The sequence below is a fragment of the Synechococcus sp. CBW1108 genome, assembly GCF_015840335.1.
In the GTDB taxonomy this organism is placed as follows: domain Bacteria; phylum Cyanobacteriota; class Cyanobacteriia; order PCC-6307; family Cyanobiaceae; genus Cyanobium_A.
The window spans coordinates 160,552-176,190 of the sequence record NZ_CP060395.1; the positions used below are offsets into that span (position 1 = coordinate 160,552).

Here is a 15,639-nt window from a genome sequence, read left to right on the forward strand (position 1 = left end):
CAGTGGAAGAAAACAATCCCGTACTCCTCTCCCTCGATGCGGAGCTCAATCACCTGCGCAGCGCCTACTCCCAGCAACCCAACGAGCAAAACCGCTACCAGCTGGTGCGACTCGAGCAACTGATTCACCAATGGGCCCCCGGGCGCAGGGCCCGGGGCTGACCCACTCCATCATCAGGGGTTGCACCACAGGCAGTCACTCGGATCTGCCCCGGAGCGTCCATCACGGCGGGGTCGCTCCACCTGATGGCCGCAGGCAACGCAGCCCCAGATCTCTGCAGCGGTCAGCTCTGTGGCCGTGCCGCACGAGCCACAGGGGAGACCAGGCCTGATGTCCAGCAAGCCCCATCCTGGAGCCATGCAGCTGGGACAGGGCGTGGCAAGACGTCGCGCTAAGGCCACTCCCACGCGCCGAATCGAGCGCATACGGGTTGGATTGCGGTCGGCACGCATGCCGGCTTCCAGCCAAACCTGACCGCGAGAGTCGGCGCGGCGACAGGCCGCCAGGGCCTCCGCCAGAGCAGCAGTGCTATTGAGATCCTTATGCGAATCCGAGCGGCCAGGGGATGCATCGGCAGGCAGGGCGATCACGGCATGGGAGGGGAAGCCCACCTGCTTCAACCAGGTCGAGGGATCCTCATCCGGCTCCAACAGCTTCTGGGCATAGTTGGTGCGCAAATCGAGGCGCTGCTCCAGCACATGCAGGCCCCGATCCAGGTCTACAAACAGGAGTAACTCCTGACCCAGCGCCAGCAGCGGCACCGCTGGGTGGGGGCCAAAGCTGGCCTCGCTGGCCAGGCCGAGCCGCAAGCCGGTCTGCTCGAGACCCATCAACGCCTTGCTGCGGCAAGGGAAAACGGGCGGGCCAGGGCCCTCTCCTTGCCATGCCGCGTGGTGAGGCAGATCTCGCGACCCGCGTAGGCGGAAGCGAGGGGCACGGAGTCAGGCTGGCTGCTCAGCGGGCAGACCTTCGCCCTCGCCAGGCTCGCTGGGAATCACCAGCCGCAACAGGATCGGTGCCAGGAAGGTGGTGCCGATAACCATCAACAGAATGGCGGCTTCTAGAGCCGGGGTGAGGATGCCGGCCTGGCTGCCGAGGCCCAGGAAAATAAGACCCACCTCACCGCGCGGCATCATCCCCAGGCCCACCACCAGGCGGTTGGTGGGTTCCTTGCTGAGGTAGCTCCAGCCGGCGGCCACCTTGCCGGCCATGGCCACCACCAGCAGGAAAGCGGCCACGATCAGACCCTCCCGGTTCGCCGGATCGAAGGGATTGAGCACCGAGAGATCCAGGCCGGTGCCGATCAGCACAAAAAACACGGTGGCAAACAGGGCCACCAGTGGCTTCACCGCCGCGTCGATGTCGTGGGTGTGCTTGGAGGCACTGAGGATCAGCCCCGCGGCAAAGGCCCCCAGGGCAGCCTCCAAGCCAATGGCCTGGGCCGCAAAACAGCACACGGTGAGCACTAGAAAGCTGGCCACGGCCACATCGCCGGGCGCCTTGAGCCGGTCCACCACCCAGTCGAAGGCTGGCGCGGCCTTGCGGCTCAGCACTAAGGCCACCGCCACAAACGCCACCGCCGCCAGACACAGCTTCAGCACCGGGCCGAGGCTGAACGAGCCGCCTCCCACGATTGCCACCACCACCGCCAGGATCACGATGCCGATGATGTCGTCGAGCACGGCAGCACCGATCACTATCTGGCCCTCCTTGCGCTTGAGCCACTTGAGCTCGCCAAACACGCCGGCGGTGATGCCGATGGAGGTGGCCGTCATCGCCGCACCGGCAAACACTGCTGGAATCAGTGGCACATGAAACAGGAAATAGAGGCCGGCGGTGCCCAGGGCAAAGGGCAGCACGACGCCAGCCACCGCAACCGTGCTGGCCTGCACCCCCACAGCCACCAGTTCATCGAGCTCGCTCTCCAGACCGGTGAGGAACAGCAGGGCGAACAGGCCGAGCTGGGACACGGCCTGCAGGCTGGGGAAGGTTTCGCTGTAAACCTCCCGCGCCGCCTCGGGGCTGATCTGGGCCAGGGAGGCCAGCAGGCCGGAAACTCCAGCACTGAGCTGGGCCTGGGTTTCGGGCGGCACGATCAGGTGCAGACCTGACACCCCAATCAGCACCCCGGCCACCAGTTCTCCCAGGATGATGGGCAACTGCAGGCGCACCATCACTTCGGCGATGGCCCGGGCTGCGAAGAAGATCACCACAAAACGGCCCACCTGAATCAGGGTTTCCGCCACTTCAAGTTGGTGGGAACTGAACTCCAGGAAAAGGGGGGGCACAGGAAGCATCGTGAATCCTTGGGATGGCAGGTTTATAGGGACAGTGACCCTGTTGTTGGGGCGATGAATCTGATGCGACCTGGGAGCGCACTAGGGGCGCGGGGGGAAATCAATCAGGCCACGATCCCGGAGTTCTTGCTGAAAGGCCCTGCCGAGCCGAGCCTCACTGCTATGGCGTGACACCTGACTTAGCAGCAGCACTGTGCGCAGGCTCAACCAGCCAAGGCCGACAAGCAGGAGCAGGGTCATGGGGGGCTGCGCTGGGGCGCAGCGATCATGGGCAGAACGGATCGCAACTGGGTTGGCCCACGGCGACCCAGTTTTTGGGAACACTGCCTAAGGTTCGGCGCCAACTCACCCCTGTAGCGATGACAACCGCTCCGGCGCCTCCCCGGCGCCCGGCCCTGCTGAATCACATCAGCACCAACAACATCAAAGGGGACCTCTTCGGCGGTGTCACCGCTGCGGTGATCGCCCTGCCAATGGCCCTAGCGTTCGGTGTGGCCTCGGGTGCCGGAGCCGCAGCCGGCCTGTGGGGGGCTGTACTAGTGGGCCTGTTTGCTGCCCTGTTCGGCGGCACGCCTTCCCTGATCTCCGAGCCCACAGGGCCGATGACGGTGGTGATGACCGCGGTCATCGCCAGCTTGACCGCCTCCGACCCGGAAAACGGCCTGGCTATGGCCTTCACCGTGGTGATGCTGGCCGGCGTTCTCCAGATCGTCTTCGGCCTACTAAAGCTGGGCCGCTACGTCACCCAGATGCCCTACACGGTGATCTCGGGCTTCATGAGCGGCATCGGGCTCATTCTGATCATTCTGCAGCTGGGTCCTTTCCTCGGCCAGGCCATCCCCAAGGGCGGCGTGATGGGCACCCTCAGCGCCCTGCCCCAGCTGATTCAGAACGCCCGCCAGCCGGAAGTGATCTTTGCGGTGATCACCCTGGCCATCCTCTGGTTCACCCCCGCGGCGATCAAGAAGATCGCCCCACCCCAGCTGATTGCCCTGATCGCCGGCACGGTGCTCTCGCTCACCCTGCTGAACAATGGCGGTGGTACGGAGGACATTCGCCGCATCGGCGAAATCGCCTCGGGCTTCCCCCAGCTGCGCATGCCCTATTTCGAGCTGGAGCAGGCGAGCAAAATGCTGATTGATGCTGCCGTGCTGGGCATGCTCGGCTGCATTGATGCCTTGCTGACAGCCGTGGTGGCCGACAGCATCACCCGCACAGAACACGACTCCAACAAGGAGCTGATCGGCCAGGGCTTAGGCAACATCGCTTCCGGTCTGTTCGGTGGCATCGCCGGTGCCGGCGCCACCATGGGCACGGTGGTCAACATTCAGGCCGGCGGCCGCAGTGCCCTTTCGGGTATTAGCCGAGCAGTGATTCTGATGGTGGTCATCCTGGCCTTCACCGGTGTGGCAGCCCAGATCCCCCAGGCGGTGCTGGCTGGCATCGCTCTCAAGGTGGGGGTCGATATCGTCGACTGGGGCTTCCTCAAGCGGGCCCACCGCATCTCCCTGAGCGGCGCCCTGATCATGTATCTGGTGATCGCCCTCACCGTGCTGGTCGATCTGATCGCCGCCGTCGGCATTGGCGTATTCATCGCCAACATCCTCACCATCGACAAGATGAGCGCCCTTCAGAGCAAGAGCGTCAAGTCGATCAGCACTGGCGATGGTGATCTGATGCTCCCCGAGGACGAAAAGGCCCTGCTGGATCAGGGCAAGGGAAAGGTGCTGCTCTTCCAGCTCAACGGTGCCATGATCTTCGGCGTGGCAAAGGCCATTGGCCGGGAACACAATGCCATCGGCGATGTGAAGGCCGTGGTGTTCGACCTCACCGAGGTGTCTCACCTTGGGGTGACCGCAGCCCTGGCCGTGGAGAATGCCGTGGAAGAAGCGATCGAGAAAGGCCGTGAGGTGTTTGTGGTGGGTGCGACGGGCACCACTCAGCGCCGCTTGGAGAAACTCGGCCTATACAAGAAGCTACCCGCTGAGCGCACAAACATCAGTCGTCGAGACGCTCTTCAGCAGTCAGTCACGGCCCTGGGCTGAAGCACCTATCCAAACCCCAAAGGGCTCGGCCAAGCCGGCCCTCTTTTTTGTCTTTGGTGCCCTCCCATGGATCTGTTCAACGACAAACGCTTCCTCTCCACCATCCATGGATATGAACGGCAACTGGCCAAACTTCTAGCCCTACTACTAGCAGTGGTGATCGGCTTTGTCGTTTTCGAGCTGGTCTTTGAATCAAGCATCAAAATCTCGAAATTCCAAACCGATTTGTTTAATGGGGGATTAATCAAACTGCTCGATCGACTTCTACTGATTTTCATCGCCCTGGAAGTACTCCAAAACGTGACCGCCTATCTCCGTGATCAGGTTGTTCAGATCGAACTGGTGCTGCTCACGGCCATGACGGCCGTAGCCAGAAAAGTGATCGTGCTGCCGCCAGGCATGGAAAACAAACCCCAGCTCATGGCAGGATTTGGGGTGATGGTGGTCTGGCTGCCGCCTATTGGCTGGTGAAACGGGCCAGATATAATCAGCAATCAGCCTGATAAATTCCCAACGACAGCCTGGAATGGGCACGGCAATTCCAGGCATCGATCAGACTTCCTGATCGCGGGGATTGCAGCTACTAGTTGATAACCAGGGCTGAAAAGACCCAACCGCAAAAAACAGTCAGTACCGTATACCGACCCAACTACAGACGACATTCCAATGCCTGCGCCACAGAAGCGCCCCAAGGGCGGCTGCGACGCACTCAGCCAGCACATGCGCGCCATCGGCCGCATCCCGCTGCTCAGCGCTGAGGAGGAAATCAGCCTGGCTCGCCTAGTTCAGGGCGGCTGCCGGGCCACCGACTTAGCCCAGGAGATGAAGTTGCGGGCCGGCAGCATTGCCCCCAGCCTGGAAGCCTGGGCCGCGGCAGCCGGCATGGAAGTATCTCAATTGCAGAGGTGTCTGCGGCAGGCCGAGCAGGCCCGCAGTCGCATGGTGCTGGCCAACATCCGCCTGGTGGTGAGCATGGCCCGCCGCTACCAGCACACCCCTGGTGACCTAGAGGATCTGATCCAGGAGGGCACCATCGGCCTGATCAGGGCCGTGGAACGGTTTGACCCCAGCCGCGGCTATCGGTTTTCCACCTATGCCACCTGGTGGATCCGCGACGGCATCGGCAGTGCCCTGGTGGCCAAGGGGCGCACCATCCGCCTGCCCGGCACGATGGTGGATCAGCTGCATAGGCTGCGCAAAACCCAGCAGTCCCTCAGCCAGGAGCTGGGGCGCGACCCAAGCCTGGAGGAGCTGGCAGCGGCCACCGGGCTCAAATCCCTCGACATCCGCGAAGTGCTGTTCAGGGCCCAGGAGCCCCTGAGCCTGGATGGGCGACAGAACTCCCAAGCCGAGTTGAGCCTGCTCGACAGCCTGGCCTGTGAGGTCAGCAAGCCCCAGGAGCAGGTGGATGCCTCCCTGATGCAAGAAGACATCAACCAGCTGCTCGATGAACTCCCCGAACAGGAAGCCGAGCTGCTGCGCTTGCGCTACGGCATCGCCGCAGGGGAACCTTTGAGTCTGAGCGCCACAGCCAGGCAGATGGGTATCACCCGGGATACGGCGCGGGGCCTGGAACGGCGCGCCAATGCCTCAATCCGGCGACTGTCAACACGTTTTATTAACCATCTCGAAGCCTGAGCCCATGCCCTGGCACCCCCACCTCTGGCACCCCACCACCCAGGTGGCCACCAGCCCCGTGCCGCTGCAGGTGCGCTCGGCCCGGGGCAGTGAGCTGGAGCTCGCTGATGGCCGCCGCCTGATCGATGCGATCAGCAGCTGGTGGGTGACCCTCCACGGCCACGCCGAGCCAGCCATTGCGGCGGCGATTGCCCGCCAGGCCCAGGAGCTGGAGCAGGTGATTTTTGCCAACTTCAGCCACGCCCCCGCCGAACAGCTGGCCACCCGTCTCAGCGCGCTCACGGGCCTCGAGCGGCTGTTCTTCTCGGACAACGGCTCCACCGCCGTGGAAGTGGCGCTCAAGATCGCCTGGCAGTGGTGGCGCAACCAGGGCAGCAACCGGCGCCAGGTGATCGCCTTCGAGGGGGCGTACCACGGCGACACCTTCGGGGCGATGGCCCTGGGAGAGCGCTCCCTGTTCACCGACCCCTACGAGCCCCTGCTGTTTGCCGTGGCGCGGGTGGCCTGGCCCCACAGCCACTGGAGCGACGAGACGGTGGAACAACGGGAACAGCACGCCCTGGGCCAGCTCGAGCAAGCCCTGGAGACGCCCACCGCGGCCGTGATCTTCGAGCCCCTGATCCAGGGGGCCAGCGGCATGCGGGTGGTACGGCCGCCCTTCCTGCGGGCCGTGGCCGAGCGGGTGCGGGCCGCCGGCGCCCTGCTGATCGCCGATGAGGTAATGACGGGCTTCGGCCGCACCGGCGACCTGTTTGCCTGCCGGCGGGCCGGCATTCAGCCCGACCTGCTGGCCCTCTCCAAAGGCCTCACCGGAGGCTTCCTGCCAATGGGGGTGACGATGGCCAGCGAGCGCCTCTACCAGGGCTTCATCAGCGAGCGGCCCGAGGCCACCTTCTTCCACGGCCACAGCTTCACCGCCAATCCCCTGGGCTGTGCCGCCGCGCTGGCCAGCCTGGACCTGCTCCAAGCCAATCCCGAACGCTTCCAGCAGTTCGAGCTGCGCCACACGCCATTCCTGGAGGAGCTGGCCCGGCACCCCTTGGTGCGGCGGCCGCGCTGCGTCGGCACCATGGCGGCCTTTGATGTGGACGCCGGCCAGGCCAGCTACCTCAACCCCGTGGGCAAACAGATCCAGCGCCACTGCCTGGAGCAGGGCGTGTACCTGCGCCCGCTGGGCAACGTGGTGTATCTCTTGCCGCCCCTGGGCATCAGCGCCAGCCAGCTGGAGCGTTGCTACGCGGCGGTGAAGCTGGCACTGGACACCCTGTTGCAGAGCTGAGACTTTGAACTAGCCGTTCTGGAAGGTCGCCAGCCGCCGGCCCAGCAACAGCAGACCGAGCACGGTGGTGCCACTCACCATCAGCACCAGGGCCGAGAACTGGGCGGCGGTGATCACCCCACTGGCCAGGGCCGTGGAGGCAAACACCAGCCCCGGCAGGCCCCGGGGGATCAGGCCGAACACCACCACCCAGCGATCCACGCCGGCCTCCTGATCCCGGGCGCTGATGCCAAGCCCGCAGATCAGCTTGCAGCCGATCGCCAGCAGCAGCAGCACCAGGGCCAGCCACCAGGCCGACGGCTGCAACAGGGTGGCCGCCTGGATGCGCATCCCCACCCCGAGGAAATAGAGGGGCAAAAACACCTCCGACAGCAGGGCCAGCTGGCCCCGCAACTCACGGGCCTCGGTGCTGCCTTCCCCCATGGGCGCCAGGCGATTGAACAGCACACCACCCCAGAGCGCCCCCAGCAGGCTGGTCACCCCGGTGACCTCCCCGATCCAGCTACAGCCGATCAACAGCAGCAACACCCCCAAAGGCCCCGGCTGCCAGGGCCCGCGGCGCTTCAGCCACCAGCTCGACAGCGGCACACTCAGCAGGGCGAGGGCCGGGCCGAGCAGCACCAACCAACCCGACCCGGCCGAAGCCGCGCCACCGCCCAGGTGAGTGCCCGCCAACAGCAGGGAGCAGGTGAGCAGGGCGATGGCGGGCAGATCGTCGAGCACCGACACCCCCACCAGCAGGCGACCGGAGGGGGTTTTCAAGGCGCCGAGCTGGCCAAGGGCCCGCAGGGTTACCCCAGTGCCGGTGGCGCTGAGCACGGCCACACACAACAGGGTGGTGGCCGTGGAGAGGCCAAAGGCCTGCTGCAGCGGCCACCAGGCCAGCAGCGGCGTCAGCGCCGACAGCAACACCGTGCGCAGCACGGCCGCCGGACGGGACCCCAACAAGCCGCCGCGCACCTCCAGTCCCACCTGGAAAAACAGGGTGAGCACCCCCAGCTCCAGCAGGCCGGAGAGGGAGCGGATCTGCTCAAAAGGCAGAACCGTATTGCCCAGGACAAAACCAACCCCCAGTTCCAGCACAATCGCCGGCACCGCCCAGCGGGCCAGCTTCGTGGCCGTCAACCGGGCCAGCAGGGCCCCCACCAACAACAGCAACAGGGTGGTGAGCAGGGAGGGACCCAAGCAGGTGGGGGCAAAGGTGGATCAGCCCGGCAGGATCACGCGGTCGATCACGTGCACAATGCCGTTGTCGCAGGCGATGTCTGCGGTCACCACTGTGGCGTTTTTTACCTCGAACGGCTCGCTGCGGCGGATCGGGATCGGAGCCCCCTCCAGGCTCGGCCACTCGGCCTGGGCCACCAGGGCCTCCCGGGTGTAGGCACCAGCCAGCACGTGGTACTTGAGGATCCGCGCCAGCTGGGGGGGGTTGTCCACCAGGGTCTGCACCGTGCCGGGGGGCAGGGCGGCAAAGGCGTCATCCACGGGGGCAAACACCGTGAAGGGGCCGGCGCCCTCCAGGGCACCCCGCAAGCCGGCCGCATCGACCGCGGCCAGCAGGGTCGTGAACACTCCTGCGCCGGCTGCCGTTTCAAGAATCGTGGCCATGGGATCTCTCCTAGCGGTAGTCCTGGGTCTGGATGTCGCTCAGGCGGGCCTCCGGACGCAGGAAGCGATCCATCTGGGCCTCGAAGAAGCGGCGGTTGGCCGCGAGATGCTCCGGATCGGTGTCGTCGAGGGGATAGAGCAAGGCACAGCGCAATACCTGGATCACCGCCGAGGTCACGTTGTACATCGAGCGCTGGAAGGTGATGCCCAGCTGAATCAGTTGATCTTCCTCTCCGCGGCGATGCTGCTTGTAGAGCTCCTGCAGGTAGGGGGGCAGAAAATGGAGCATGTCCTGCATCAGCAGGGTGGGCGGAATGCCGGCGGATCCCACTGGGAAGACGTCTGCATAGAGGATGCCGTAGTGGAAGTCGGCCTGATCCGCCGGCACCTGGTAGGCCTGGGCGTTGTAGCTCTTGGTGCCCCGGAAGGGTGAAGTTCGATAAAATACAGCCTCCACATAGGGCAACGCCGCCTCATAGAGCCAGGTGAATCCCTCGCTCTTGGGAATGATCTCGAGGCATTCTCCCCGAATGAAAACGTGGTGGTAGATGGGTCGGCCCGCCACGGCGAAGATACCGTTCACGAGGAAGTCCATGGCGTCGGGCACCCCCTTGAAACCACCCTCGTCGTAGATGTCGCTCATCTCGAAGAACACCGGTGCCATCACCTCCCAAAACAGGCCCAGATTGGCGTAATAACTCAGCTGCTTCACCTGCTCCAGGACCATGTCCGGGAACAGCTTGTAAAGCCCAAGCATCAGCGGATTGCCGCGGAAGTAGGCCTTGATGGCGCGGTCGGCGTTGGCCTTGTAGGCATCGCTCGCGAGGTAGTCGTTGAAGCGACCACCCATGCCCTGGTGCCAGAGCATGGCCTGCATGCAGGCTTCGGCGAACTCCATATTCACCCGGTCATGCCAGAGGTGATGCAGCAGCTTGGGCATGGCCCGGGTTTCACCCTTGGCCATGAATTCCAGTAGCTCCGGATGGGCCTTTTCGCCACCACGCCAGATACGCAGCTTCGATTGATCGCCGGCGTAGCTGTTGGGGAGGTCTAGATACTCCTGGGAGATGAAGTACTTGAAGGCCGGCAGGGGGTTGAGAAACACCTGCTCGGCGATGTAGAGCAGGTCGCGCCAATAGAAGTCCATCGGCACGGCGTAGGCCTTGTAGATGCCGATGATCTGCTGGAGGTTCTCCGGGGTATCGGGCAGCATCGAGCCCCCCGCCTCAAGGCGGTGGATCACCTCAGCGAAGCGGTGGGTGGAGGGGGGGATCAGGGGCGTCTTGGTGCCAGCTGCAGCTGTGGAGGTGGTCATGCGGGCAGGGTCGACGAAGGAGAACGGGGAGCCAGGGCCAGCTGCTGAACCACCGCATCGCTGTGACGCAGGGCGATGGCGGCCGTGCTGGCCTCGCTCCAGGCGGTGAGCCCGGCAGGCCAGATGCCGGCGAGCACCACCAGGGTGGTGAGCACAGCGGCCGGCAGCCGTTCGGCCAGTCGGGTGCTCTGCCAGTCGGCGCGGCTGTTGTCGAGCCGGCCGAAGCCCACCCGGTTGAACAGCCGCACCGCGTAGACGGCGGTGAAGCCCGAGGCCACCAGGCAGATCAGGGTGGCCCGGGGGAACACGGTCCAGCTGCCCTCGAACACCAGCAGTTCGGCCGGGAAGCCCGCCAGGCCGGGGATGCCGGCGGCGGCCATCAGGGCAAGCAGCATCAGGCCCATGGTGAAGGGCAGGCCGCGGATCGGGTTCATCAGGCCCGAGAGCTCGGCGATCACGGTGGTGCCGGTCTTGCGCTGGATCAGCCCCACGCAGTCGAATAGCAGGGCCACGATCAGGCCATGGGCCAGCACCTGGGCCATGGCGCCCTGCAGGCTCATCGGCGTAGCAGCCGCCAGGGCCAGCACCAGCAGGCCCATGTGGCCCAGGGAGCTGTAGGCCATCAGGCGGCGGATGTCGGTGGCGGCAACGGCATTGAGGGCGCCGTACACCGCGCTCACGGCACCGGCGGCAGCGATCCAGGGTGAAAAGGCACTCCAGGCGTCGGGCAGCAGGCCCACCCCAAAGCGCAGCAGGCCGTAGGCCCCCAGCTTCGACACCACACCCCCCAGCAGCATCACCACCGGCGGCGGTGCTTCGGCGTAGCTGATCGGCTGCCAGCCATGCAGTGGCACCACCGGCAGCTTGATGCCGAAACCGAGCACCAGCAGGGCCAGCACCCAGCGCTGGGCTGAGGCCGGCAGGTGCGTGGCGGCCAGGGCCTCGAAGCTAAAGCTCACGGCGGTGTCGGCGCCGGCGGCACCCTGGCCGAACCAGCCGAAGGCCAACACGCCACCCAGCAGGCTCAAGCCCGACACCGCCCCGTAGAGCAGAAAACGCACGGCGGCACCGGCACGGCGCTCGCCGCCCCAGATCGCCACCAGCAGGGTGGTGGGGATCAGCACCAGCTCGAAGGCCAACACGAACAGCAGGGCGTTGCGGGCCAAGAAAGCCCCCATCACCCCCAGGTTGGTGGCCAGTATCAGGGAGTAGTAAAGGCGAGGGCGGCCCTGGTCTGCGGGGGAGGCCAGCACCGCCATGGCGGTGATCAGGCCCGTGAGCAGCACCAGTGGCAGCGACAGCCCATCGAGGCCCAGATCCAGGCCCAAACCCAGCCGGGGCAGCCATTCGATCGTCAAGGCAGCGGGCGGCTGGCGCCAGGCCAGCAGGCCCACCACCAACTGGGCCAGGGCGGCGCCGGCGGCCAGGCCGCGCACCAGCCCGGAGCGGCCAGGCGGCAGCAGGGGCAGCAGCAGGCCCACCAGCAGAGGAAGCAGGAGCAACAGCAGCAGGGTCATGGCGGCGGCCTCAGGGCAGAGCGGTGGAGATGGGCGGCAGATCAGCGGCAATCAGCCAGGCCGCCATAAGCAACACCCCGAGCACCAAGGTGAGGGCATAGGCCTGGGAGCGACCGGAGGTCGTGAAGCTGAGGCGCCTGGCTCCTTCCAGGGCCACCGCACCGGTGCCGCCGCTGAAGCCATCCACCAGGCGACTGTCACTCCACGCACCGAAGCGGGCCAGGGCCAGCACCAGGGCCACCACGGTGCGGTGGTAGAAGCGCTCGGTATGCATGTCGTGGGCGAGCCAGTCCTGCAGGCCGCCGAGGGAGGCCGGCAGCTGGGCCAGGCCGTGGGGGCGCAGGTAAAAGGCAGCCGAGAGGCTTCCGCCCACCAGGGTGGAGGCGATCAGGGGCCAGGCCAGAGGCCCCCAACCTGCGAGGGGGGTGAGGGAATAGACCCCATTGGCCACCAGGAGCATGGGGAGATGCAGCACCATCCCCGCCAGCACCATGGTGGGCAGCACCATCAACCAGAGCACCTCCGGAGAACGGGTGGTGAACGGCGTTGGTCGACCTCCCCAGATCTGGCCAAACACCCGGATCAAGCCGGCGGTGATCAGGGCGTTGGTGACAAGCACCACGCCCCCCAGCAGCACGGGATGGCCGCTCGCCGCCGTGAGGGCGAGCAATTCGCGCAGGGCGGCGAAGCTGGCGAACGGCGGCAAGCCCATCAGGCCAGCGGCGCCGGCAAGGAAGGCGATGCCGATCAGGGGCCGTTTGCTCCACAGCCCCCCCAACTGGGTGAGGTCCTGGGTGACATTGCTGATCACGATCGTGCCGATTGCCATCAGCAGCAGGGCCATCGGCAGCGGATAGACCAGCAGCAGGTGATCTGCTACTGCGGTGCCGCCCAGCCCCACTGCCACGAACAGCAGCCCCAGCCAGCTGCTCACCAGAAAGGAGAGGGCCCGCTTGACGTCCACCTGGGCCAGGGCGATCAGCGAGGCCACCACGGCGGTGGAGCCGCCCACCACCACAAGCACCGCCTGCACGAAGGGACTGAGCTCCAACAGGGGCTCCAGTCGCAGCAGCACCCAGGCGCCACCCACCACAACCACGGAATTGCGCAGCACGGTGGAAGGCAGGGGGCTCTCCATCGCCTCATCGAGCCAGAGGTGCAGGGGAATCTGGGCGCACTTACCCATGGGGCCTGCGATCAGGGCCAGCAGGATCAGCTGGAAGCCGGGCGGTAAGGGGGTGCCGTTGTTGGTGAGATCGGCGGCCCAGCCCTGCAGACCATGGAAATTCCAGGTGCCAGTCATCGGCAACAGGGCAATCACCCCTGCCAGCAGGATCAAGTCGCCAATCCGCTTGGTGAGAAAAGCATCGCGGGCCCCCTTCACCACCAGGGGCTGGTTGTACCAGGTGCCCACGATCAGGTAGGTGCCCAGGGTGAGCAACTCGAGGATCACGTAGCTGAAGAACACCGAATCGGTGAGCACCAGGGCGCAGAGGCCCGCCTCGAAGAAGCTGAGCGAGCCGAAGAAGCGGGGCCAGCCCCAGTCCATTTCCAGGTAGCCGATGGCATAGATCTGCACCAGCAGGTGCAAGCCCGTAATCACCGCCATGGCGATCAGGGCCGGCTCAGTCACCAGACCGTCAAAACCCACCCGCAGCCCGGCGGTGTCGAGCCAGGTCCAGCCGAAGCTGAGCGGCCGGTAGAGGGCCTCGGCTCCGGCGCGGGCGTTGGTGTGCAGGGCCGTGAGCGCCACCAGGCTGTGGCAGAAGGCCACAGCCACCATCAGCAGATTGAGATAGCCGCAGGGCCGCGGGCCGGTGCGGGAGATCAATCCCGGCGACCAGGCCAGGGACGCCACGGCGGCCAGCAGCGGATACGCGGGAATCAGCCAGGCCGCCCTGAGCAGAAATACGGTCATCGTGTCAACCAAGCAATGCAAATCACAACAATTGAGGCCTGGTAGTGTCTTTGATTCAGGTTATATGGGATAACCCTAGGCACGGCCAAATTGGCTTGGGTATTGGCAAGCAAAGGGATGGGCAATTGGACCCAGAAGCAGTGCTGATGGATAAGCGAGTAGCCATGTTCACCAGGGTTGCCCCCCCCAGAAACGCTGCTGATCTGAACCGAATGCGGCCATCCGCAATGACCCTCCCACGAGAGGTAGGAGGATTTCAACGGCGTTAACTAGGGCTTGCTGAATTTCATTCGCGGGTTTTTCGTCCGCGCCAAGGGCCGCGACTCAGCCTGCAGCGCCAAGCGCTGGTGACCTCAATTTTACTCCTAGAAGCTGACTAAGCAGCCCACAGAAGCGCTGGACGGCGCCAGGAGGCGAGCAAATAGAGCATCAGGATGTACACAGAGACAAGAATAGATAATAAGAGGCGCAGTAGCCTGAGAACCTTCTCGGCATTCATCACAAAGAACGCCATCGTGATCACCGTTCTTGATGTTTCAATCAGCTTGGTCATGATCCGATCCAGTCCATATTTCCGTTTGCTCGTTCCGATTCTTCCCTCGATCACGGAACGCTTTCTCAAGTCTGATTTAAAAAGCTCTTGTTGCTCTGCTGTCTGCACCTCGGCCTCTACCTGCTTCTTGCGTGGACGGCCACTGAGTCTGATGTTATTTTCTGCGCAGAACTTCTTGTTGCCTAATGTCATATAGATTGAATCGGCACAGATTCGTGCTGGATAGTACCCTCGCTCTTCCTTGTATTGCTTGGTACGTGCGATCAGGTCGTTGGCTTCATTGTAGTTGTCCCAGCTGATTCGATCCACATCGACAAAGCCATTATCATCTGATATTGAGATCTTCGCACCGAACTCTGTTCGCCTTCCCGCCTTGCCCCTCACGATCGGCCGCACGTGTGGTTTTGACAAATTGACAATCCGATCGTCGATGCGCCGGCTATCAGCGTCATACATCTCCTGCTGCTGCCGGTACAGTTCACTGGTGATCAGCAGCTTGCGGTAGAGCTGGGTTCCAAGCTCCAAAAGCATGGCACCGCAATGGATCATCTGATCAATTGCTCTGAGGTTTCTCCGGATCTCGTTGAGCTGAAAGCGCTTGACTTCACGGATCTCGGCGCATTTGGGCTTTTTCTTCTTGATGATCGCCAGAAACCGATTCCGAGCTTTATCCCGGTTGCAGCGGGGTTTACGATTGATCTTTCCCTGCAACTGCTTGAACAGTTCGTCGATGATCTTCTCAGTGGCCTCTCTCGCTTCGTTGAGCAACCTCAGATCTACTGGGTAGGGAATGTCATCAGGCACGCAGGTTGCATCAAGAATCAGAGTACCCCAGTTACTTTCAGGATCCAACGTTGCAGGCTTCACCCCTAGCGCTTCGTCGATGGCAGCAAGCTGTTGCTCCTCTTCTTGTTCGCTATCATCCTCCTCCGCCGAAACCAGCATCTCTTTAATCATCGCAATGCCATTGGCCTTGGTCATGTCATTGCAGATCTTGATCAGATCAGGGCCAATGCGCTTACGAAAATGCACCATCATCGATGGATCAAACGGGGGCATTGCCTGGTATGCACTCAAGCCAATGAAAAATTGTAGATACGGTGATTCCGTGATCAGCTGAACTGTTTCGCGGTCTGTCACTCCCAGGCGTTGCTGGATGTACAGCGCACCGAACGCCATCTGAAACGGCTTGGCCGGTGCTCCTGTCTTGGCACTGAATTGGGGTGCATACTGGCTTTCCAGCGGCATCCATGGAATCAGGTTACGAAGCAGAAGCCAGCGATTATTAGGATCTAGTTTGCCGCCGAAGGGCGTGTAAAACTCCTCGATCGATAGCTGACCTGCGTGCTGAAAAACGTACATTGGCGTGTCAGCAGATTGTTCTAAGCCAGGAATGGCTCCATTAGGCTCATTTTAACGTGAGACCATCCCTGGAATCAACTGCGGCGCAATGGATATCGGTTCCTCAG

General features: G+C 63.8%; 14 protein-coding genes. 5 read left to right on the top strand and 9 right to left on the bottom strand.

Features of this window, described 5'->3' with window-relative positions:
• Window positions 1-2: 2 nt before the first annotated feature.
• Window positions 3-161: a hypothetical protein gene (locus tag H8F27_RS00890; RefSeq protein ID WP_197150381.1), complete on the top strand. Its 159-nt coding sequence runs from the start codon at window positions 3-5 to the stop codon at window positions 159-161.
• A 12-nt stretch (window positions 162-173) separates the two neighbouring features.
• Here the strand turns inward: H8F27_RS00890 and H8F27_RS00895 are convergent, their stop codons facing one another.
• The 3 genes from H8F27_RS00895 to H8F27_RS00905 form a co-directional block, all read right to left on the bottom strand.
• Window positions 174-830, bottom strand: a complete 657-nt coding sequence (locus H8F27_RS00895; RefSeq protein ID WP_231596429.1) for a DUF6671 family protein — start codon at window positions 828-830, stop codon at window positions 174-176.
• A 111-nt stretch (window positions 831-941) separates the two neighbouring features.
• Complete coding sequence (locus tag H8F27_RS00900; RefSeq protein ID WP_197150383.1) at window positions 942-2,297, bottom strand: cation:proton antiporter; 1,356 nt, start codon at window positions 2,295-2,297, stop codon at window positions 942-944.
• A gap of 81 nt (window positions 2,298-2,378) precedes the next feature.
• Complete coding sequence (locus H8F27_RS00905; protein ID WP_197150385.1) at window positions 2,379-2,537, bottom strand: hypothetical protein; 159 nt, start codon at window positions 2,535-2,537, stop codon at window positions 2,379-2,381.
• Between the two features lie 119 nt (window positions 2,538-2,656).
• Between H8F27_RS00905 and H8F27_RS00910 the strand changes: the two genes are divergently transcribed.
• The 4 genes from H8F27_RS00910 (at window position 2,657) to bioA (ending at window position 7,259) form a co-directional block, all read left to right on the top strand.
• Window positions 2,657-4,342, top strand: coding sequence for a SulP family inorganic anion transporter (locus H8F27_RS00910; protein WP_197150388.1), 1,686 nt, complete (start codon window positions 2,657-2,659; stop codon window positions 4,340-4,342).
• 66 nt (window positions 4,343-4,408) lie between these two features.
• Window positions 4,409-4,813, top strand: a complete 405-nt coding sequence (locus tag H8F27_RS00915; protein WP_231596430.1) for a phosphate-starvation-inducible PsiE family protein — start codon at window positions 4,409-4,411, stop codon at window positions 4,811-4,813.
• Between the two features lie 195 nt (window positions 4,814-5,008).
• The gene (locus H8F27_RS00920; RefSeq protein WP_197150390.1) at window positions 5,009-5,980 is read left to right on the top strand and encodes a sigma-70 family RNA polymerase sigma factor; all 972 of its coding nucleotides are present in this window, start codon (window positions 5,009-5,011) and stop codon (window positions 5,978-5,980) included.
• 4 nt (window positions 5,981-5,984) lie between these two features.
• On the top strand, window positions 5,985-7,259 hold the full coding sequence (gene bioA, locus H8F27_RS00925) for an adenosylmethionine--8-amino-7-oxononanoate transaminase (RefSeq protein WP_197150392.1): 1,275 nt from the start codon (window positions 5,985-5,987) through the stop codon (window positions 7,257-7,259).
• A 9-nt stretch (window positions 7,260-7,268) separates the two neighbouring features.
• Here the strand turns inward: bioA and H8F27_RS00930 are convergent, their stop codons facing one another.
• The 6 genes from H8F27_RS00930 to H8F27_RS00955 form a co-directional block, all read right to left on the bottom strand.
• Window positions 7,269-8,444, bottom strand: a complete 1,176-nt coding sequence (locus H8F27_RS00930; protein ID WP_197150393.1) for a cation:proton antiporter — start codon at window positions 8,442-8,444, stop codon at window positions 7,269-7,271.
• A 21-nt stretch (window positions 8,445-8,465) separates the two neighbouring features.
• Window positions 8,466-8,867: a fasciclin domain-containing protein gene (locus tag H8F27_RS00935; protein ID WP_197150395.1), complete on the bottom strand. Its 402-nt coding sequence runs from the start codon at window positions 8,865-8,867 to the stop codon at window positions 8,466-8,468.
• A 10-nt stretch (window positions 8,868-8,877) separates the two neighbouring features.
• Window positions 8,878-10,182, bottom strand: coding sequence for a CO2 hydration protein (locus tag H8F27_RS00940; RefSeq protein WP_197150397.1), 1,305 nt, complete (start codon window positions 10,180-10,182; stop codon window positions 8,878-8,880).
• Window positions 10,179-11,699 carry an NADH-quinone oxidoreductase subunit M gene (locus H8F27_RS00945; protein ID WP_197150400.1) on the bottom strand — a complete coding sequence of 507 codons (1,521 nt, stop codon included), beginning with the start codon at window positions 11,697-11,699 and terminating at the stop codon, window positions 10,179-10,181. The genes H8F27_RS00940 and H8F27_RS00945 overlap by 4 nt, the downstream gene beginning before the upstream one ends.
• A gap of 10 nt (window positions 11,700-11,709) precedes the next feature.
• The gene (locus tag H8F27_RS00950) at window positions 11,710-13,617 is read right to left on the bottom strand and encodes an NAD(P)H-quinone oxidoreductase subunit F (protein WP_197150402.1); all 1,908 of its coding nucleotides are present in this window, start codon (window positions 13,615-13,617) and stop codon (window positions 11,710-11,712) included.
• 376 nt (window positions 13,618-13,993) lie between these two features.
• Entirely contained in the window at window positions 13,994-15,532 is a 1,539-nt protein-coding gene (locus H8F27_RS00955) for an IS5 family transposase (RefSeq protein ID WP_197149060.1), read from the bottom strand.
• Window positions 15,533-15,639 lie beyond the last annotated feature (107 nt).

Bases quoted from the DNA above. Each gene is read 5' to 3' on its own strand.
- H8F27_RS00895 (WP_231596429.1), bottom strand. From the start codon at position 830: ATGGGTCTCGAGCAGACCGGCTTGCGGCTCGGCCTGGCCAGCGAGGCC.
- H8F27_RS00900 (WP_197150383.1), bottom strand. From the start codon at position 2,297: ATGCTTCCTGTGCCCCCCCTTTTCCTGGAGTTCAGTTCCCACCAACTT.
- H8F27_RS00905 (WP_197150385.1), bottom strand. From the start codon at position 2,537: ATGACCCTGCTCCTGCTTGTCGGCCTTGGCTGGTTGAGCCTGCGCACA.
- H8F27_RS00910 (WP_197150388.1), top strand. From the start codon at position 2,657: ATGACAACCGCTCCGGCGCCTCCCCGGCGCCCGGCCCTGCTGAATCAC.
- H8F27_RS00915 (WP_231596430.1), top strand. From the start codon at position 4,409: ATGGATCTGTTCAACGACAAACGCTTCCTCTCCACCATCCATGGATAT.
- H8F27_RS00920 (WP_197150390.1), top strand. From the start codon at position 5,009: ATGCCTGCGCCACAGAAGCGCCCCAAGGGCGGCTGCGACGCACTCAGC.
- bioA (WP_197150392.1), top strand. From the start codon at position 5,985: ATGCCCTGGCACCCCCACCTCTGGCACCCCACCACCCAGGTGGCCACC.
- H8F27_RS00935 (WP_197150395.1), bottom strand. From the start codon at position 8,867: ATGGCCACGATTCTTGAAACGGCAGCCGGCGCAGGAGTGTTCACGACC.
- H8F27_RS00940 (WP_197150397.1), bottom strand. From the start codon at position 10,182: ATGACCACCTCCACAGCTGCAGCTGGCACCAAGACGCCCCTGATCCCC.
- H8F27_RS00945 (WP_197150400.1), bottom strand. From the start codon at position 11,699: ATGACCCTGCTGCTGTTGCTCCTGCTTCCTCTGCTGGTGGGCCTGCTG.
- H8F27_RS00950 (WP_197150402.1), bottom strand. From the start codon at position 13,617: ATGACCGTATTTCTGCTCAGGGCGGCCTGGCTGATTCCCGCGTATCCG.
- H8F27_RS00955 (WP_197149060.1), bottom strand. From the start codon at position 15,532: ATGTACGTTTTTCAGCACGCAGGTCAGCTATCGATCGAGGAGTTTTAC.